Annotated in this window: 16 protein-coding genes; 10 read left to right on the top strand and 6 right to left on the bottom strand. The window is 71.5% G+C overall.

All coding sequences use genetic code 11. The features are described 5' to 3' along the window. The first annotated feature begins 26 nt into the window (after window positions 1-26). From AB0H12_RS15215 to AB0H12_RS15200, 4 genes are all read left to right on the top strand, one after another. Window positions 27-1,187 carry a nitric oxide synthase oxygenase gene (locus AB0H12_RS15215; RefSeq protein ID WP_499623496.1) on the top strand — a complete coding sequence of 387 codons (1,161 nt, stop codon included), beginning with the start codon at window positions 27-29 and terminating at the stop codon, window positions 1,185-1,187. A 91-nt stretch (window positions 1,188-1,278) separates the two neighbouring features. Next, window positions 1,279-2,376: a Re/Si-specific NAD(P)(+) transhydrogenase subunit alpha gene (locus AB0H12_RS15210; RefSeq protein WP_499623495.1), complete on the top strand. Its 1,098-nt coding sequence runs from the start codon at window positions 1,279-1,281 to the stop codon at window positions 2,374-2,376. Next, window positions 2,373-2,696: an NAD(P) transhydrogenase subunit alpha part 2 gene (locus tag AB0H12_RS15205; RefSeq protein ID WP_499623494.1), complete on the top strand. Its 324-nt coding sequence runs from the start codon at window positions 2,373-2,375 to the stop codon at window positions 2,694-2,696. Before AB0H12_RS15210 ends, AB0H12_RS15205 begins: the two co-directional genes overlap by 4 nt. After that, a complete protein-coding gene (locus AB0H12_RS15200; RefSeq protein ID WP_499623493.1) occupies window positions 2,693-4,060 on the top strand; it encodes an NAD(P)(+) transhydrogenase (Re/Si-specific) subunit beta in 1,368 nt (455 codons plus the stop codon). Before AB0H12_RS15205 ends, AB0H12_RS15200 begins: the two co-directional genes overlap by 4 nt. Here AB0H12_RS15200 and AB0H12_RS15195 read toward each other — a convergent pair. From AB0H12_RS15195 to AB0H12_RS15185, 3 genes are read right to left on the bottom strand one after another with little or no spacing between them, the layout of a single operon-like run. Further along, window positions 4,057-6,102: an EAL domain-containing protein gene (locus tag AB0H12_RS15195; protein ID WP_499623492.1), complete on the bottom strand. Its 2,046-nt coding sequence runs from the start codon at window positions 6,100-6,102 to the stop codon at window positions 4,057-4,059. The genes AB0H12_RS15200 and AB0H12_RS15195 overlap by 4 nt on opposite strands. 6 nt (window positions 6,103-6,108) lie before the next feature. Beyond that, complete coding sequence (locus tag AB0H12_RS15190) at window positions 6,109-6,915, bottom strand: SAM-dependent methyltransferase (protein ID WP_499623491.1); 807 nt, start codon at window positions 6,913-6,915, stop codon at window positions 6,109-6,111. A 54-nt stretch (window positions 6,916-6,969) separates the two neighbouring features. Then, window positions 6,970-8,250 (bottom strand): MFS transporter, encoded by a 1,281-nt coding sequence (locus tag AB0H12_RS15185; RefSeq protein ID WP_499623490.1) that lies wholly within the window; start codon window positions 8,248-8,250, stop codon window positions 6,970-6,972. A gap of 53 nt (window positions 8,251-8,303) precedes the next feature. Here AB0H12_RS15185 and AB0H12_RS15180 point away from each other — a divergent pair, with 53 nt between their 5' ends. From AB0H12_RS15180 to crcB, 3 genes are read left to right on the top strand one after another with little or no spacing between them, the layout of a single operon-like run. Next, window positions 8,304-8,741, top strand: coding sequence for a MarR family winged helix-turn-helix transcriptional regulator (locus AB0H12_RS15180; protein WP_230566821.1), 438 nt, complete (start codon window positions 8,304-8,306; stop codon window positions 8,739-8,741). Further along, window positions 8,731-9,084 (top strand): fluoride efflux transporter FluC, encoded by a 354-nt coding sequence (locus AB0H12_RS15175; protein WP_499623489.1) that lies wholly within the window; start codon window positions 8,731-8,733, stop codon window positions 9,082-9,084. Before AB0H12_RS15180 ends, AB0H12_RS15175 begins: the two co-directional genes overlap by 11 nt. Further along, window positions 9,081-9,413, top strand: coding sequence for a fluoride efflux transporter CrcB (gene crcB, locus AB0H12_RS15170; RefSeq protein WP_499623488.1), 333 nt, complete (start codon window positions 9,081-9,083; stop codon window positions 9,411-9,413). Before AB0H12_RS15175 ends, crcB begins: the two co-directional genes overlap by 4 nt. On the opposite strand, the gene AB0H12_RS15165 is transcribed toward crcB, so the two are convergent. The 3 genes from AB0H12_RS15165 to AB0H12_RS15155 all read right to left on the bottom strand — a co-directional run bounded on the left by AB0H12_RS15165 (window position 9,403) and on the right by AB0H12_RS15155 (window position 15,325). Continuing rightward, complete coding sequence (locus tag AB0H12_RS15165; protein WP_499623487.1) at window positions 9,403-11,988, bottom strand: NACHT domain-containing protein; 2,586 nt, start codon at window positions 11,986-11,988, stop codon at window positions 9,403-9,405. The genes crcB and AB0H12_RS15165 overlap by 11 nt on opposite strands. 3 nt (window positions 11,989-11,991) lie before the next feature. Next, window positions 11,992-14,241, bottom strand: a complete 2,250-nt coding sequence (locus AB0H12_RS15160) for a HelD family protein (protein ID WP_499623486.1) — start codon at window positions 14,239-14,241, stop codon at window positions 11,992-11,994. A gap of 229 nt (window positions 14,242-14,470) precedes the next feature. Then, complete coding sequence (locus tag AB0H12_RS15155) at window positions 14,471-15,325, bottom strand: SGNH/GDSL hydrolase family protein (RefSeq protein ID WP_499623485.1); 855 nt, start codon at window positions 15,323-15,325, stop codon at window positions 14,471-14,473. Window positions 15,326-15,597: 272 nt separating this feature from the next. On the opposite strand from AB0H12_RS15155, the gene AB0H12_RS15150 reads away from it, so the two are divergent. The 3 genes from AB0H12_RS15150 (at window position 15,598) to AB0H12_RS15140 (ending at window position 18,492) form a co-directional block, all read left to right on the top strand. Further along, window positions 15,598-16,272, top strand: coding sequence for a hypothetical protein (locus AB0H12_RS15150; RefSeq protein WP_499623484.1), 675 nt, complete (start codon window positions 15,598-15,600; stop codon window positions 16,270-16,272). A gap of 108 nt (window positions 16,273-16,380) precedes the next feature. Then, entirely contained in the window at window positions 16,381-17,061 is a 681-nt protein-coding gene (locus AB0H12_RS15145; protein WP_499623483.1) for a TetR/AcrR family transcriptional regulator, read from the top strand. Window positions 17,062-17,097: 36 nt separating this feature from the next. After that, window positions 17,098-18,492 (top strand): dihydrolipoyl dehydrogenase family protein, encoded by a 1,395-nt coding sequence (locus AB0H12_RS15140; RefSeq protein WP_499623482.1) that lies wholly within the window; start codon window positions 17,098-17,100, stop codon window positions 18,490-18,492. The last annotated feature ends 116 nt before the right edge of the window (window positions 18,493-18,608 follow it).

The raw sequence follows: 18,608 nt of genomic DNA, 5'->3' as shown, positions 1-18,608 counted from the left end.
CGAAAGGGCAACTACGGTGTCCCGCCATGGCCCCCGTCCCCTCGTGTCCGGCTGAAGCCATCCCCCTGCACGACGCCACCGCCTTCACCGTCGACCTCGCCGAGGCCGACGAGTTCATCCGACTGCACCACGCCGAGCACCCGGAGCTCGGTCCGGTCGAACACCGCCTCGCCGAGGTGCACGCCGAGGTCGCCGCCACCGGCACGTACCGCCACACCCACGACGAGTTGACGTTCGGCGCACGGGTCGCGTGGCGCAACAGCGCGCGCTGCATCGGGCGCCTGTACTGGCGCAGCCTCAAGGTCCGCGACCTGCGCGAGCTGCGCGACCCCAAGGAGATCGCGGACGAGTGCGTCGAGCACCTCAAGCTCGCCGCCAACGGCGGCAAGGTCCGCCCGGTGATCACCGTGTTCGCGCCGGACGACCCCGGCCGGCCCGCGCCGAGGATCCGCAACGAGCAGCTGGTCCGGTACGCGGGCTACGTCGGCTCGGACGGCGGCGTGCTGGGCGACCGGCGCAACGCCGAGCTGACCGAGACGGCGATCGGCATGGGCTGGCGCCCGCCGGCCCGGAGGGGGCCGTTCGACGTGCTGCCGCTGATCGTCGAACGGGAGGACGCCGAACCGGCCCTGGTCGAACTGCCGCCCGACGCGGTGCTGGAGGTGCCGATCGGGCACCCCGAGCTGCCGTGGCTGGCCGACCTCGGGCTGCGCTGGCACGCCGTGCCCGCGATCAGCAGCATGCGGCTGCGCATCGGCGGGATCGACTACCCGGCCGCGCCGTTCAACGGCTGGTACATGGGCACCGAGATCGGCGCGCGCAACTTCGCCGACGCCGACCGGTACGACCTGCTGCCCTACCTGGGCAAGCGGATGGGCCTGGACACCTCCTCGGTGCGGACGCTGTGGCAGGACCGGGTGCTGGTCGAGCTGAACCGCGCGGTGCTGCACTCGTTCGCGGCGGCGGGCGTGACCATCACCGACCACCACACCGAGTCGGACCGGTTCCTCACCCACATCAAGAAGGAGGAGGAGGCGGGCCGCTCGTGCCCGGCGGACTGGACGTGGATCGTGCCGCCGATGTCGAGCGGGATCACCAGCGTCTTCCACCGGTACTACGACAAGCGCGAGCTGGTGCCGAACTTCTTCCCCGGCGACACCAAGGGCGTCTGCCCGGTGATCCACTGAGCAGCGGGAAGTCTCAGCAAGACGTATGTACGGTTAACGTTGAACTTCACCTGTGGCGTAGATCACCATCACCGGTCTAGGGTGACTCTCCGTGAGAGTGGGCATACCCGTCGAGGCGCGGCCCGCCGAGCGCCGCGTAGCCGGTCTACCGGAAACGGTGACCACGCTGATCGGTGCCGGACTCACGGTGGACGTGCAAGCCGGAGCGGGCAGACACGCCCACGCCTCGGACGCCGCCTACCGCGCAGCCGGTGCGAACGTCATCGCCGACCACCCGGCCGGGCAGTCCGACGTGATCGTCTCCGTCCAACCACCGACACCCGAGCAGGCCGCCGCCCTCCGCGAGGGCGACATCACGATCAGCTTCCTGCAACCCAACAGCGAGCCCGAACTGGTCGAGGTGCTCAAGGCCAACAAGGTCACCGCGTTCAGCCTCGACCTGCTACCCCGCGTGACCAGGGCGCAGTCGGCGGACGCCCTGTCGTCGCAGGCCCTGGTCGCGGGGTACCGCGCGGTGATGGAGGCGGCCAACCGGCTGCCGAAGTTCCTGCCGATGTTCACCACGGCGGCGGGCACCATCCCGCCCGCCAAGGTGCTCGTCCTCGGCGCGGGCGTGGCCGGGTTGCAGGCCATCGCCACCGCACGACGCCTCGGCGCCGTGGTCGAGGCCTACGACGTGCGCGCGGCGGCCAAGGACGAGGTCAAGAGCCTCGGCGCGCGGTTCCTCGAACTGGACCTCGAAACGCAGCAGGGCGTGTACGCGGAGGCGCAGTCGGAGACGTTCCTGGAACGCCAGCGCGAGCTGATCGCGGAACGGGTCGCCGCCTCCGACGTGGTGATCTCGACCGCCGCCATCCCCGGCCGCAAGGCGCCCGTGCTGGTCACCAACGACATGCTCAAGGCGATGGCGCCCGGCTCCGTGGTGGTCGACCTGGCCGCCGAGTCCGGCGGCAACGTCACCGCCAGCAGCCCGGGCGAGGAGACCTGGGTCGGCGAGGTGCTGGTCTACGGCGCGCGGAACATGCCGAGCGGCATGCCCGTGCACGCCAGCAAGCTGTACGCGCGCAACGTGGCCAACCTGCTGCTGATGATGACCAAGGACGGCCAGGTCGTCCCGGACCTCACCGACGAGGTGCTGGCCGGCTGCTGCCTCACGCACGCGGGCGAGCTGAGGAGGGAGCTGCCGTGATCGACCTGTTGACGATCTTCGTGCTGGCCGTGTTCGTCGGCTTCGAGGTCGTGTCGAAGGTGTCCACGATCCTGCACACGCCGCTGATGTCGGGCGCGAACGCGATCCACGGCGTGATCCTGGTCGGCGCGATCCTGATCACGGGCCGTGCCGAGCACGCGCTGGAGATCACGCTCGGCCTGGCCGCGGTGTTCCTGGCCACGGTCAACGTGGTCGGCGGCTTCGTGGTGACCGACCGGATGCTGGAGATGTTCAAGGGCCACAAGGCGGGCCGACCCGTCAAGAGCGCGGCCAACGGGCACAAGGAGGTGGGCGGGTGAGCCCCACCTGGGTCCAGCTCGCGTACCTGGTCGCCGCGCTGTGCTTCGTGCTGGCGCTCAAGGGCCTGAGCACGCCGAAGTACGCCCGCGCGGGCAACCTCGTCGGCGCGGCGGGCATGGCGCTGGCCGTGGTCACGGCGTACGCGCACGGCGCGGTGCACAACGGGCTACTGATCGTGATCGCCGTGGTCGCGGGCGTGGTGGTGGGCATCCCGGCGGCGCGGTCGGTGAAGATGACCGCGATCCCGCAGATGGTGGCGCTGTTCAACGGCGTCGGCGGCGCGGCGGCGGCGCTGGTGGCGTTGACCGAGTTCCTGGCCGTTCCCCACGGCTCGGTGCTGTTCCAGGTCTTCACCGTGCTCACCGTGCTGATCGGCTCGGTCAGCTTCTCCGGCAGCGTGGTCACGTTCCTCAAGCTCCAGGAGATCATGACCACCCGGCCGGTGCTGCTACCTGCGGGTCAGCTGCTCGGCATCGGTGCGGCGGCGGTGAGCGCGCTGCTCGCGCTGCTGGTCGTGCTGACCGGGAGCGGCGTGCTGCTGGTGCTGCTGGCGCTGGCGGGTCTCGCGCTCGGCGTGCTGTTCGTGCTGCCGGTGGGCGGCGCGGACGTGCCGATCGCGATCTCGCTGCTCAACGCGTTCACCGGCCTGGCCGTCGCCGCGTCCGGCTACGTGCTGGCCAACACCCTGCTGATCGTCGCGGGCACGCTCGTCGGCGCGTCCGGCACGATCCTGACCCGGCTGATGGCCCAGGCCATGGGCAGGCCGCTGACCAACATCCTGTTCGGCGCGTTCAAGCCGACCCCGACCGCCGCGGCGACCGACGAGCACCGCACCGTGCGCTCCGGCACGGTGGACGACGTGGCCATCATGCTCGGCTACGCGCACTCCGTGCTGGTGGTCCCCGGTTACGGCCTGGCCGTGGCGCAGGGCCAGCACGCGGCGCGGGAACTGGCGCAGGTGCTGGAGCAGCGCGGCGTCACCGTGCACTACGGCATCCACCCGGTCGCGGGCCGGATGCCGGGCCACATGAACGTGCTGCTCGCCGAGGCGGACGTGCCGTACGAGCACCTCAAGGAGCTCGACGACGTCAACCCCGGCATCGGCAGCGTCGACGTGGTGCTGGTGGTCGGTGCGAACGACGTGGTCAACCCCGGCGCGCGGGACGAGCCGAGCAGCCCGATCTACGGCATGCCGATCTTCGACGTGGACCGGGCGAAGGCCGTGGTGTTCATGAAGCGCTCGATGCGGCCGGGCTTCGCGGGCGTGGACAACAGCCTGCTCTACAACCCGAAGACCACCATGCTGTTCGGCGACGCGAAGGAGTCGCTGACCAAGCTGCTGGCCGCGGTGAAGCACGTCTAGGCGCCGGACAGCTCGTACCCCGGCACGGCGGGCGCGAGGTGGTCGCCGTACGCGGCGTCCACCTCGACCCGCCTCCACCACGCCGCCTGCTCCGCCGTGGCCAGGGCCGGCACCAGCACCGACACCCCGGCCTCCCGGATCAGCGCGACCATCCGCGCCACCGCGGTGTGCAGGAACGACTCCGGCCGGTCGGCGAGCCTGCCCACCACCGACGGGTCGACGACCAGCGCGTCCACCGGCAGCTCGTCGAGCAGCGACAGCTCGGCCTGCCCGCCGTTGAACCGGGTCAGCCCGGTGGAGATCCCGTTGTCCCGCAGCACCTGCGCGTTGTCCTCGCCCATGCCGTCGAGCATCGACCGGGTGTCCAGGAAGATCCGCAGCCGGGACGCGGGCAGGCCGGTCACGTCCAACGTCCGCTTCACCGTGCGCACCAGGTCCTCGTCGCGGGACTGCATCGGGGAGAGCTCGAAGTACAGGGCGCCGAAGGACTCCGGTCCGTTCGCGGCGACCGCGGCCTCGTGCAGCGCCCACTGGCCGAGCGCCGGCGACAGCCCGGTCTCCTCGGCCAGGGCGACGCACTCGTCGTGCCCGACCTCGTCCCAGCGCAGCCGGGCCACGTGCCCGAGCACCCGCCCGCGGGCCAGGTCGAGGACCGGCTGGTACTCGACCTCCAGCTCCTGCTCGGCCAGCGCGCCGGGCATCCGCGCGGCCCGCGCGTGCCGTTCCCGCAACGCCTGGTCGGCGTGCTTGTCGTAGGGCAGCCACTGCCGCTTGCCGTACTTCTTGGCCCGGCGCAGGGTCGTGTCGCCCGCGCGCAGGATCTCCGCGACGTCCCACCCGGCGGGTGGCCGGTCGACCACGCCGATGGACGCGGACAGGGCGACGCCGTCCATCGGCCGTCGCAGCGCGTCGTTGATCCGGTCGACCATGTCGGGCACGCTCGGCGTGGTCGGCGAGTTGTCCACCACGATGCCGAACTCGTCGCCGCCGAGCCGGGCGATGACCGCGACGTCGTCCTCGATCAGGGCTTCGAGCCGGTGGCCGACCTCGGTGAGCAGCCGGTCGCCGAACGCGTGGCCGAGGCCGTTGTTCACCAGCGAGAACGCGTCGAGGCCGAGGTGGTAGAGCGTGATCCCACCCCGTGACGTGCCGTGCAGCGCCTCCAGCCGGGTGGCGAAGCGCTGCCGGTTGGACAGGCCGGTGAGCGAGTCGTGCAGCAGCTGGAAGTCCAGGTTCTTCCGCAGCAGGTGCAGCTCGCTGACGTCCTCGACCATGGTCACGTGGTACGCGGGCTCGCCGTCCGCGTCGCGCAGCGACGACACCGCCAGGTGCACCCACACCGGCTCGCCGTCCTCGCGCAGCAGGCGTCGCTGCTCGCGCAGCCGCGCCACCCGGCCGTCGGCGACCGCCTGGTACCTGGCCGCGAGCGCCTCGGCGTCGGCCGGGTCGAACAGCTCGACCAACCGCCGCCCGGTCAGCTCGCCGCGGTCGCGGCCGATCATCTCGGCCAGCGCGCCGTTCACCTCGACGCACCGGCCGTGCAGGTCGCTGATCACGATGCCGAACGCGGAGGCGTCGAACACCTCGCGGAACCTGGCCTCGCTGGCCTCGAGCACGCGTTCGGCGCGCAGCTTGGCCGCCATGAGCGCGAGCTTGACCTCTTCCTGCTGGTCCAGCGCGTCCAGCCGCATCGCGGTGGCGAAGCCGGCGCTCACGCCGCCCAGGATGGCGACGACCTTCTCCGCCAGCCGCGGCACGTCCCGCAGCTCGGGGCTGAACAGCAGGGCGTGCCCGAGCACGTCCACCGTGCGCTGCAACGTCTCCGGGCCGGTGAAGTGCGCCTCGACCAGCCGTTGGCCGACCACGGCGACCGGGTCGACGGCGAACGGCTCGGCCTGGACCGCGTCGGCGATCACGTCGACGAGTTCGAGCAGGTACAGCTCGATCTCGACCGGCGACATCGGCACGTAGGCGGTGGGGTAGACCGCCCGCATCCAGTCGCGCGCGACGTCCTGCCGCCGGTTATCGGCGCGTGGCGACATGTCGGCTCACTTCTTGCGTCCCACCCCGGCGAAGATCCCCGCCCGGTCGGCGTCCTCCTCGACGGAGCCTTCTTCCGGCCGCCACCGCGGCAGCGGGACCACGCCGGGCTCGACCAGCTCGAAGCCGTCGAACAGGGCGGTGATCTCGGCGTGGGTGCGGGGGAACATCGGGTCCGGGCTGTCGCGCATCACCGCCACGACGCGGGCCATCGCCTCGGGTTGCAGGTCGTAGGTGAACTGGGAGAGGGCGAGGTGGCTGCCCGGCGGCACGGCGTCGCGGTACGCGGCGACCACGCCGGCCGGGTCGCGCTCGGGCGGCACGAAGTGGAACATCCCGACGGCGAGCACGCCGACCGGCTCGGCGAAGTCGATCAGGCCGGTGTCGCGGACGTCCGCCAGCACCGCGTCCGGCTCGGTCAGGTCCTGGTGCAGGATCGCGGACCGGTCGTCGTCGGCCAGGATCATCCGGCTGTGCGCGACGGCGACGTCCTCGAAGTCCACGTAGACCACGCGCGACTCGGGCGCGGCCTTGCGCGCGACCTCGTGCACGTTGCCGACGGTCGGGATGCCGGAGCCGAGGTCGAGGAACTGCCGGACGCCGGCGTCGACCAGGTGCAGCACCGCGCGCCGCAGGAACGCGCGGTTGAGCCGGGCGATGGTGCGGGCGTTGGGCTGCGCGCGGAGGAACTGCTCCGCGAGCTCGCGGTCGGCCGCGAAGTTGTGCCCGCCGCCGAGCAGGTAGTCGTAGAGCCGTGCGGCGCTGGGCAGCCCGGTGTTCACGTCGTCGGGGACCCAGCTCAGCCGATCCGCCACCTCGTCCTCACCCGTGTGTGTGCCAGCCCGAGCTCTCGCCCCACCGGGGCGAGATTACTGATGCGGCGGAACCCGTGGGCGGAGACGGGGCAGCTTGTCCCCGATCGGCGTACAAATGATCGTCAGAACGATCACCGCCAGTGCCCCGAACGCCACTCGGGGTCCCCAGTGCGCGTGAACGAAGAGCGGGACCGCCACGCCGAGCGCGGTGCCGAGCGCGCGGGCGAGGTTCACCAGGCCACCGCCCGACCCGGCGTCACCCCGGGGGAGGGCGCCGAGCACGGCCGCGTTGTTGGCCGGGATGAAGAGGCCGAGCCCGAGGCCCAGCGCGACCAGGGCGATCGGGTGCACGTGCCAGGCGAGCACCCCGCAGGCCACTGTGGACAGTGCCGCGCCTGCTCGCGGCACGCGCCACGGCAGCGCCGCGCCGAGTGCGAACCCGACCGGCAGGGCGGTGAGCAGCAAGCCGGTCGCCAACGGGCCTCGGTCGGAGGTGAACGGCACCAGGACCAGCGGTCCGAACAGCACCAGGTACCCGCACGTCGCGCCGAACAGGCCGCCCTTGACCCGGCGCACCAGCGGTTCCCGCCACACGTAGCCCGCGCCCGCCGGCAGCGCGAGCACCAGCAGCAACGGGCTCGCGCCGGACAGCACCAGCAGCAACGCGGTGGTGGCCGTGGCGAGCAGCACGACCGCGACCCCGTCGACCGGACCGCTGCCGCGCTCACGCGTGCGCGGCAACAGGAAGTGGCCCGCGACCAGGGCGACGACGCCGACCGGCACGTTGACCAGGAACACCCACTGCCACCCGAACGCCTCGACCAGCAGGCCGCCGACCGTCGGGCCGAGCGCCAGCCCCATCGCCTGCGCGGTCGCCTGCACGCCCAACGCCGCGCGCACCCGGTCGCGCGGCACGGCCGCCACCACCAGCGCCACGCTGTTGGCCTGCAACATCGCCGCGCCCAACGCCTGCGCCACGCGGAACGCGATCAGCACGTCCAGGTCCCGGGACAACGCGCACGCCACCGACGCGCCGGTGAACACCGCGAACCCGTACAGGTACACGAGTTTGCGGCCCCGCCGGTCCGACCACTTCCCGATCGGCGCGACGAACGCGGCCAGCGTCAACAGGTACGCCAGCGACACCCACTCGGGTGACGCGCCGAAATCGTCCCGCAATGCGGGCAGGGCGAGTGTGACGACGCTCGCGTCGAACTGGCCGAGGAACGCGCCGAGGCACACCGTGGCCACGGCCAACCAGGGCGCACCGGCCCAGGTCGCGACCCGCCGCGGGCGAGGTGATTCCGCGACGAACCAGTGCAGCACGCGATTCATCGTGGCCAGACTATCTCGGTATCCGACATATTGCGACCCAGTACCATTCGCGCATGTCAGACGAGGCACGCTCGCTCACCGACGTGGTCACGAGGCTCCGGCGGGCACTGCGCACGAGCATCCGGTCGGAATGGCCGTGGGACTCCCTGCCGATGGCGCAGGTCGAGTTGCTCCAGACGCTCGCCGAGCGCCCGCCGATGCGCGTGGGCGACCTCGCGGCCGAGCTGCGGCTGGCGCCGAACACGGTCAGCGGGCTCGTCGGCCAGCTGATCGAGAACGGTCTGGTCGAACGGGGCGGCGACCCCAGCGACCGCCGCGTGGCCAGGCTGTCCGTGACACCGCAGGGGCACGAGCAGCTGGCCGTCTGGCAGGCCGCGCACGAGAAGCGCATCGGGTCGGCGCTGGACAAGCTCGAACCGGGCGAGCGCGCCGACGTGGTCCGCGCCCTGGCCGCGCTGGACCACCTGGTGGACCACCTGCGTGCGCACTGAGGTCCGTACCGTCGCGGCGGTCGCGCTGGGCGGCGGCCTCGGCGGCTCGGCGCGGCACGGCCTGTCCGCGGTGGTCCCGGGTCCGTGGGGCACGCTGCTGATCAACGTCGCCGGTTGCGCGCTGATCGGCGTGCTGATGGTCCTGGTGCCACGCCTGCACCCGCTCGCCCGGCCGTTCTTCGGCATCGGTGTGCTGGGCGGCTTCACCACGTTCTCGGGCTACGCGCTGGACGCCGTGCGGCTGGGCGGCCTCACCGCCGTCGCGTACCTGGTGGGAACCCTGCTCCTGGCGCTGTGCGCGACCTTCGCCGCCATGGCCGCGACCCGCAAGGTGTGGCCATGACGCTGCTGCTGGTCTTCGTCGGCGCGGCGGTGGGCGCGTCGCTGCGCTACGCGGCCGGTCGGTTGGTCCAGCGGTCGTTCCCCTGGGCCACACTCGTGGTCAACGTCGCGGGCTCGTTCGTGCTCGGCTCTGTCGCCGGCACGTCACCAGACCTGTTCGCACTGGTCGGGATCGGCCTGTGCGGCGGCCTGACGACTTACAGCACGTTCAGCTACGAGACCGTGCGGCTGACCGAGGACGGCCGCTACCTCCAAGCGCTGGCCAACGTGACCGCGAGCCTGACCACCGGCCTGGCCGCCGCCGCCCTCGGCTACGCCCTCACCCGATGACGTTGAACTCCCGCCTCATCCACCGGTCGAGGAAGGCCCGCACCTCCTCGGGCACGTCCATCTCACCCATGGTCGCCAACACCCGCTGCCGCGCCTGGTCGTCGTTTCGGCCGTTCACCAAGTCGACCATCAGCGGGGGCACGCCGTCGACGTCGTACAGATCCGGTTGCCGCTCGTAGAACTCCAAATCCGGGAGCTGGAGCAGCAGTTCCGAACCATGTCCCCGCCAAAGGTCCAGGAACGTTCGATCGGCTTCCGCGTCTCTCAATCGACTCCGCCAATGCTCACTGGACACCCAAGGCAGATCCGCATCGATGAACAATCGAGGATCGACTGAACCCCACGTCGTCAGGTTCGACTCGGCCAGCGGGTCGGCCGCCCGCGACAGGTAGACGGCCCTCGGACCGAACTTTCGGAGGGTGTCCTCCAGGGGGGAGGGCCAGTCCCCCTCCTCGGAAGCATCGGAGAACAAGCGATGCCACAGCACCTCGGCCGTTCGATTGCCGAGGTCAATGGCATCACGAAGTCGCTCGGCAACCGTGGCGCGCACGATCGCTGCGTTCTGCGGCAGACTGTCCAACGCGGCAATCTCCAACGGGTAGTCCAGGGCAGGCCGGCCGGTGCCGCGCCAGATGAAGAACAGGTTCTCCAAAGGCTTTGAGATCACATATCGCAGGACAGCTTCGGCCACGGAGCGGAGCACCCCCGGCGTCGGGGTCAGATAACCGAGTGTCCGGGCGGCGAGTTCGAGGTTGATGTAGCCACCGCTTCGGAGCAGCAACCGCAGGACTTCGCCGGCGCCGTCGTCCTGCCGCTCGTCGATCAGTTGGAGCGCGATTTGGGGGACGACCGCAGACTGCATGTTGGCGACGATCGGCTCCAACGCCGACCACAGCGCCGCCGGCGTGGGGTTGGTGCGCACCAGGTGCTCGGCGGCGAAGTACTCCATGAACGTCCGGTGGGCGAAGCCGTACCGGGCCTCGGTGGCGCCACCGCCGATGTCGGTCAGCACCCAAGGGCGGCCCGAGCAGAAGTCCACGAAGCGCTCGGCTTCCTCCTCTGCCTCGTCCGGGCGGTACTCCTTGCCCTCCAGGAACCCGGTCAGCATCCGGACCACCTGCCCGCGCGGCCAGCCGGCCCCTGACGACTTCGCGGTGAACTGCTGCCACGCCAGGTAGCCGACGGCGCTGCGCAACCGGCCCTGGAACCGGGGGAGGTCCTTCAGGCCGCGCCGGTGGTCCCACTGCTCGAACAGCATCAGGGCGCACTTCTCGTAGACCTGCGCCAGGTTGCCGGGGATGTAGTGCTCGTACGCGAACATGTTGCACAGCAGCGCCAGCAGCAGCGGGTTGGCGCGGAGTTCGCCGACCGACTCGCTCTCGCGCAGGAACGCTTCCGCCAACGTTTGCCGTTCCCGCTCGGGCACGGTCTCGCTCAGCGCGAACCAGTTCCGGGCGTACCGCCCGACCCGTTCCTCGTCGAACTCCTCGATGCCACCGGTGGTGAACAGCGCGGCGTCGAGCGGGGCGTCGGTGTACCCGATCTTGCGCGCGGTCACCACCACCGGCACCAGGGGGTAGAGGCGGGTGAACGACTCCACCAGCCGGGCGAACCGCTGCCGCAGCTCCGGTTCGACCAGTTCGTCCACCCCGTCGAGGATGACGACCGCGCGGCCGTTGCCCAGCAGGTACTCGATCGCGTCGTCGGGCGGGGTGACGTTGTACGGCTCCTCGCACGACTTGCGCAGGTACCACACCAGACCGCGCCCGCCCTCGCGGAACGAAGGCGTGAAGTTGCGCAGCACCAGCATCAACGGCACGCGGCCGTCGGCGCCCGTGGCCGTGTCCCACGCCAGCTTGGCCGCCAACGTCGACTTCCCGGCACCCGGATCGCCCAGGATCACCGAGCGGCGGCCGGGCGCGGTCAGCTCACCCAGGCCGCTCAGCGAGGGCTGCACGTGCAGCTGCGAGTAGGGCACGGACCGGTGCAGGCCCAGGTGCGGCATGCGGATCACCGCGTGCTCCTGCGCCACCTGGCTGCGCAGCAGTTCCGCGAACCGGTGGATCTCGGCCAGCGACCCGAGCCGCGCCAGCAGCCGGGTGTTCGCGGTCGCCGCCGCGGCGAGGTGCGCCACGCCCGCGGCGGTGGCCTTGTCGACGTCACGGCCGTGGATCCCCTCGGACTCCTCCTGCACCGCGACGAGCAGCGACCCCGCCACCAGGTCGGCGCCGGTGGTCAGCTGCTCGGGTCGCAGGTCGGCCGCGTGCCGCAGGCCGTGCCGGATCTCCTCGCGGAGGGTCGGCTCGATCTCCTCGGCCTTCTTGTCCTGGAGCAGCCGCCACAACGTCAGCTGCAGGGCGATCTCCTCGAAGTCCGGGGACTCCAGGTACCGCAGCACCCGCTCGGCCTGGGTGCCGTCCAACGAGGCCATGAACTCGTCGGCGACCCTGACGGCCGTCAGCGTGCGGCTGTCACGGCGCACCCGCTTCCGGGCGAGGGACTGCTTCGCGGCGCCGAAGAGCTTGCCGCCGACCTTGGCCGCGGTGCGACTCGCGGCCGCCTCTAAACCGGTCACCGGTCACACGGTAGCCAACCGGCCCAGCACCTCCGGCAGGTCGCCGGTGTGCACGACGCCGAGCCGTTGGGTGGCCCGGGTCAGCGCCACGTACAGGTCGCTCGCGCCGCGCGGCGACTCGGCCAGGATGCCCGCCGGGTCGACGACCAGCACCGAGTCGAACTCCAGGCCCTTCGCGTCGGTCACGCCCAGCACCACGACCTGCGCGTCGAGGTCGTCCGAAGCGCCCGGCACGGCGGCGCGCAACGACGCCACCGACGCCGACGGCACGATCACCGCCAGCTTGCCGTCCCCGATCGCGGCGACCTCCTTGTCCACCACCGACGGCAGCGCCTCGACCAGGGACGCCGCCCGCAGGCTCCACGGCGCGAAACCGCTGTCCCGCACCGACGTCGGCGGCACGAGGTCCGGGTCGACCGACGCCAGCACGTCCGCCGCGACCGCCATGATCTCCGACGGCGTCCGGTAGTTGACCGTCAGCTCGGTGAGCTTCCAGCGGTCCATCACGTACGGCGACAGCACCTCGTGCCACGACGACGCGCCCGCGATGTCGCCGGTCTGCGCGATGTCGCCGACGACGGTCATCGACTTGGACGGGCACCGGCGCATCAACGTCCGCCACGCCATCGGGGACAGCTCCTGCGCCTCGTCCACGATGATGTGCCCGAACGTCCACGTCCGGTCCGCCGCCGCGCGTTCGGCCGCCGTCTCGTAGCGCTCCGCGCCGTGCCGCTCCGCCAGCTTGTAGGCGTCCATCAGGTCGGTCGCCATGAGGATCTCGGGATCGGCGTCGTCCTCCAGGTCGAGGATGTCCAGCACGCCCTGCGCGTAGTCGATCGCCTGCCGCCGCTGCCGCTCGGCCCGCGCCTTGGCCTCGGTGTCGTCCTCGCCGAGCAGTTCCGCCGCCTCGTCGAGCAGCGGCACGTCGGCGGGCGTCCACTCGGCGCCGCGCGGCCGGGCCAGCAGCTCGCGCTCGGCGGGGGAGAGCTTCGGCGTGGCCTTGGTGATCAGCTTCGGCGACGCGTACAGGTCTTCGAGCAGGGTCTGGGGCGACAGCGTCGGCCACAGCTTCCCGATGGCGGACTGCACGGCGGGGTCCTCGCGCAGCTCGCGCCGGATGTCATCGATGTCGGCCTGGTCGAGCAGGTGCTTGCCCAGCCGGGACACGGCCTGCGACGCCAGCGTGGAGATGATCTCGCGCTGGAACGTCCGCCGCGCCTCGTTGTGCGGTCGCCTGGTGCGCCGCGCCCGGCCGCGGGCGTCGCTGATCGCCCGCCGGTCCAACCGCAGCACGTCGCCGTCGAACGGGACCTCGACCAGGCTCGGCGCCTCCTGCCGGTCCCGGATCGCGTGCGCGACCACGTCCGCCATCTCGATGCGGCCCTTCAACGCGGCCACCTCGGCGGGCTCGCGGCCGACCGCGGTGAGGCCGGGGAACAGCTCGCCGACGGTCGACAGCAGCACGCCCGTCTCGCCCAGCGACGGCAGCACCTGGCCGATGTAGCGCAGGAACGTCGCGTTCGGCCCGACCACGAGCACGCCGCGCTTCGCCAGCTGCCGCCGGTGCGTGTAGAGCAGGTACGCCGCGCGGTGCAGCGCGACCGCCGTCTTGCCCGTGCCCGGACCGCCCTGCACGACGACCACGCCGTTCAGCTCGGTGCGGATGATCTTGTCCTGCTCGGCCTGGATGGTCGCGACGATGTCGCCCATCTGGCCGGTGCGGCTCGCGTTCACCGCGGCCAGCAGGGTGGCCTCGCCGGTCAAGCCCTCGGACCGGCGGTCGAGGTCGACCGAGTTGATGTCCAGCACCTCGTCGTCGAACCCGACGACCTTGCGCTGCTTGGTCCGCAGGTGCCTGCGCCTGCGGACGCCCTCCGGCGCGGCGGCGGTGGCCAGGTAGAACGGGCGGGCGGCGGGCGCGCGCCAGTCCATCAGCAGCGGCTCGTACTCCTTGTCCTCGTCGAACAAGCCGATCCGGCCGATGTAGAACCGCTCGTCGGTGTGGAAGTCGAGCCGGCCGAAGCACAACCCGTTCTCCACCGCGCTGTACTGCGCCAGCTGGTCGGAGTACATGGCCACCGAGGTGTCCCGCTCGGAGCGCATCTGGTGCGTCCCACCGGTTTGCCGCAGCGCGCCGGCCAGGCGCTTCGAGCTCTGCTCGCGGAGGTCGTCCAGCCTGCCGTACAACATCGACACGTATTCCTGCTCCGACTCGGTTTCCGCGAGCCGGAGGTCATCGGAGGGGCTTGACAACGTGCCTCATTTCTGGATAGCGTGTTTTATCAGCCTGTGTCGCATTGCGGCTGACGGTTCCTTGCGGGCTCACAGTCCTGCGCTCGTCATGCGCAGAACGTCTAATCTACTACACGTTCTCCCGCCGGTGCGTGAACAACTCCGCGCCCGCGACCCGACTCCGTGAACGCGCGAAGGCCGCCGCCGAGCGGGTGCTCGACGGCGGCCTGTCGGTCCTGGTGGCGGGCGGCTACCCGCGCGGCTGCAGCTGGTCGGCGACGATCCCGCCGACCGCGGCCATGCCTTCCTCGTTCGGGTGCAGCGGCGCGGCCGGGCCGATCACGACCACGCCCTCGAACCACCTCTCCCGCGTCGGCGCGCACGCGTCGTGGCCCGCGCTCGGCGACTCGACGTCGACGAACGACGCGCCGTGCTCGGCCGCCGCGCGGGCGAACAGCACGTTCAGCCGGTGGATGCTGCCCTGGAGGTAGTCCGCGTCCTTCGGCCAGATCGGCTGGTCCGGGTAGCAGCCGCTGCGCCGGATGTGGGTGCCGTAGGAGACCACCACGATCCGAGCCTCGGGAGCGCGTGCGGAGATCAGGTCGAGCGCGTCGGCGAACTCTGCCGCGTAGGCGTCGATCCGTTCGGCCAACTCGTCCCGACCGCCGGCGGTGAACTCGTCGCGGCACGACGTCCCGAGCGGTGGGGGCATCAGGTTGACGCACCGCAGCGCCGCGTCGACCAGCGCGACGTCGTTGCCGCCGATCGTGACCGTCACCAGGTCGGTCGACGGGCTCAGCGCGTCGGCCTGCGGCGCCTGCTGCTCCCCGTCGACGGTCGCCTGCGACCCGGCCAGGTCGTCGGTCACGGCGCCGGAGCACGTCACATCCGTGAGCCGGGCCCCGATCCGGGCGGCCAGCACCGACGGCCAGTTGCGCGTCGAGCGCTGGCAGCCCGGGGCCGCGGGGTCCTGCTGCGGGATGAGCGGACCCGCTGCGGACGAGTCGCCGAGCGCCACGTACTCGTAGTCCGGTTCGGCGACCGCCGCACCGGTCGTCCAGGTGATCGACAACGCCGCCAGCAACGCCGGTAGCAGCCTGCGCACGACCGCCTCCTCTTCGTGATCGGGTGGTGTCCGCTGGCCATGATGTGGCCTGTGCCGCCGGCGGGTGACGGTGATCCGGGGTAGATCACCCGAGCGTGTTCCCGAGGTGAGGCGGGGCCGTGTCGCCGGCCGGCGTCGTGGGGCCGTGCGCCACGTCGGCAGCACGCCGGGTGATGGCCTGCCGGTGGCCCCACCACCCGATGAGCGGCTCTACGAAGGCACGCGGGTGAAACCGGATCGCGGGCCATGATCACTCCGGCACGCTGGGACGGGTGAAGGAGAAGCGCCGGGAGTTGGCCAGGCTGTGCCGCGTCGCGGTGGACCGGCCGAAGTGGCAGCTCGGGTTCGCGGTGGTCGTGTCGGCGTGGTCCCTGGCGTGGGTGGTGGGTCAGGCGTTCGGCGCGCCGAGCCCGCTGGAGGTGCTGCCGGTGCGGTGGGCCGGTCTGCCGACGGGGTGGCTGGACGCGGCGCGCGGGTGGTTCGAGGGCCGGACCGGGTTCCTCGCCGTGGCGGGCGGCCTGCTGTGGGCGATGACGAGCGCGAGCCGGCAGGCGTCGGCGTTGGTCGGCTGGCTCGCGGTGATGGCGGCGGCCGAGGACGTCGGCTACGTCGCGGTGCGGTGGGCGCTGCTGTCGCTCGCGGTGTTCCTCGCGGTGATGGGGTTGGTGTCGATCACCGGGCGGCGGGCGTTCGTGGTCGACCGGGTGGCGGTCATCCCGCGGGACGTGGCGAGGGCCGGCGCGACGGCGGTCGCGCTGTCGGCGGTGGTGCCGCTGGTCGCGCCGGGGCTGGTGCTGGCCCGGCTGGTCGGCCCCTACGTGACTCGGCCACCGCGCCGACGGCCGGGGACGCCGATCGTCCGCCCGGCTTCCGCCGAACGGCCGCCGGCCCGCGACACACCCGGTGAACTGCCCGAACCCGTCCCGGCGCAGCGCCGCTCGCGGTGAGTCGGGCCGGATTTCGCGATCCGGTCAGGGTATGCAAATAGTTTTGCGCCCCAACAATCTATCCCGGAAAGACGAGCAGACCTCACATCACATTCCGGAATCGCCTGTTTGGGCTTACCGGTCCGTATCCATCAAGATGTGCGCGTGCCAGAAAATCCCGCCGAAAACCGCTTAGCCAAGGTGATGCGTCGTCAGCCTGTTCAGCAGCGCGGCGCCGCGACGGTGTCCGCGATTGTCGACGCCTGCGCGACGCTGCTCAACGACTACGACTACGACGACATCACCACCGCCCGGATCGTCGAGCTAGCAGGCGTGCCAATTGGATCGTTCTACCAATACTTCCCGGACAAGCGTTCTGTTGTGCACGCGCTGGCGCTGCGCGGCATGGAGGAGTACCTGGGTCGCGTGGAATCGCTGTTCACCGAGGGTCGACTCGCCGAGGACTGGCGGGAAGCGGTGCAGCAGGTCGTCGCCGTCTACCTGCGGATGCTGATCGAGATCCCCGGCTTCGGGCGGGTGCGGTTCAGCGACCTGCTCGACGGGCACCGCCTCGACGCCTCCGTCGACCAGTACGAGCTGATGGCCGAACGGCTGCGCGACCTGTTCCTGACCCGCTTCGCGGTGCGTGGCGACGCGCCGGTGACGCTGACGTTCCGGATGGCCGCCCAGACCGCGGACGCGATGTTCAAGCTGGCCGAACGGGTCGATCCCGACGAGCGCGCGGTGGTGCTCCGCACGGCCGACGGGGTGATCTTGAAGATGTTGTCCGGGGTGTTCGACCCCTCGTGACTTGCCGCGCCGGTCCGGGTGGTGTGGGGTGGACCGGTGAGCGACGACTTCGACGTGATCGTGATCGGCGGCGGCCCGGTGGGCGAGAACGCCGCCGCCCGGACCGCCGCCGGCGGCCTGCGGACCGCGCTGGTGGAAGCCGAACGTGTCGGCGGTGAGTGCTCGTACTGGGCGTGCATGCCGAGCAAGGCGTTGCTGCGCCCGGGGCACGCGCTCGCCGCCGCCCGTCGGGTGCCCGGCGTGCCGGTCGGCGAGCGGCTGGACCCGGCCGCGGTGTTGAAGCGGCGCAACAGCTTCACCTCCGACTGGGACGACTCGGGCCAGGTCGAGTGGGCCGAGGGCGCCGGGCTGACCGTGGTGCGCGGGCGTGGGCGGTTGGCGGGAGAACGCCGGGTCGACGTGGACGGGCGCGTGCTGACCGCGACCAAGGCGGTCGTGGTGTGCACGGGCAGCGTGCCGCGCATCCCGTCGCTTCCCGGCCTGTCGGACGTGCCCTACTGGACGTCCCGCGAGGCCACCGCCGCGCAGGAGGTGCCCGAGTCGTTGGTGGTGCTCGGCGGCGGCGTCGTGGGTGTGGAGATGGCGCAGGCGTGGGCCCGGCTCGGCTCGGACGTCACGTTGGTGGTGTCCGGTGGGCGCCCGCTGCCGAAGTTCGAGGCGTTCGCGGGCGACCTGGTCGCGGAAGGGCTGGCGGAGGACGGCGTTCGGCTCGTCACCGGGGTCAAGGCGGTCGGTGTGTCCACTTCGGACGGATCAGGCGGGGCGGGCGGGGTTTCGCTGAAGTTGTCGGACGGGTCGGAGGTGGGAGGTGCGCACCTGCTGATCGCGACCGGCCGTCAGCCGGCGACGTTCGACCTCGGCGTGGAGCAGTTCGGCTTCACCGCGGGCGAGGCGCTGGAGGTCGACGACACCGGCAAGGTGTCCGGAGTGGACTGGCTGTACGCGGCGGGTGACGTCACGGGCCGCGCGTTGCTGACCCACCAGGGCAAGTACGCCGCGCGGGCGGTCGGCACGGCGATCGTCACCGGCGCCACCGACCCGGAGCCGTGGACGGCGCCGGTCGCCACGGCCGACCACACGGCCGTGCCGCAGGTGGTGTTCACCGATCCCGAGGTGGCGTCGGTCGGCTGGTCCGAGGCGCAGGCCCGCGAGGCGGGGCTGGACATCAGGGTCATCGACCTGGACATCGCGGTGGCCGGGTCGTCCCTGCACGCGGACGGCTACCGGGGCAAGGCGCGGATGATCGTGGACGAGCGCAAGCGCACGCTCGTCGGCGTCACGTTCGCGGGTCCGGACGTGGCGGAGCTGATCCACGCGGCCACCATCGCGATCGTCGGCGAGGTCACCGTGGACCGGTTGTGGCACGCGGTTCCGGCGTACCCCACCATCAGTGAGGTGTGGTTGAGGCTCCTCGAGGCCTACGGTCTCTGACGCTGTGTGCACGGTGTGTCAGCACATCGTGTACAGCCTCCGCCGAGTGCCGTATCGATGGTGCGTCCATAAAGACTCTTAACCTCAAAATGCGGCTTCAGCTCATTACACTGCGG

Origin of the sequence: Actinosynnema sp. NPDC023794 (genome assembly GCF_040639675.1) — a bacterium.
GTDB lineage: Bacteria > Actinomycetota > Actinomycetes > Mycobacteriales > Pseudonocardiaceae > Actinosynnema > Actinosynnema luteola.
The sequence above is the reverse complement of the archived record's forward strand: the minus strand, read 5'-3'. Positions and strand labels throughout refer to the sequence as shown.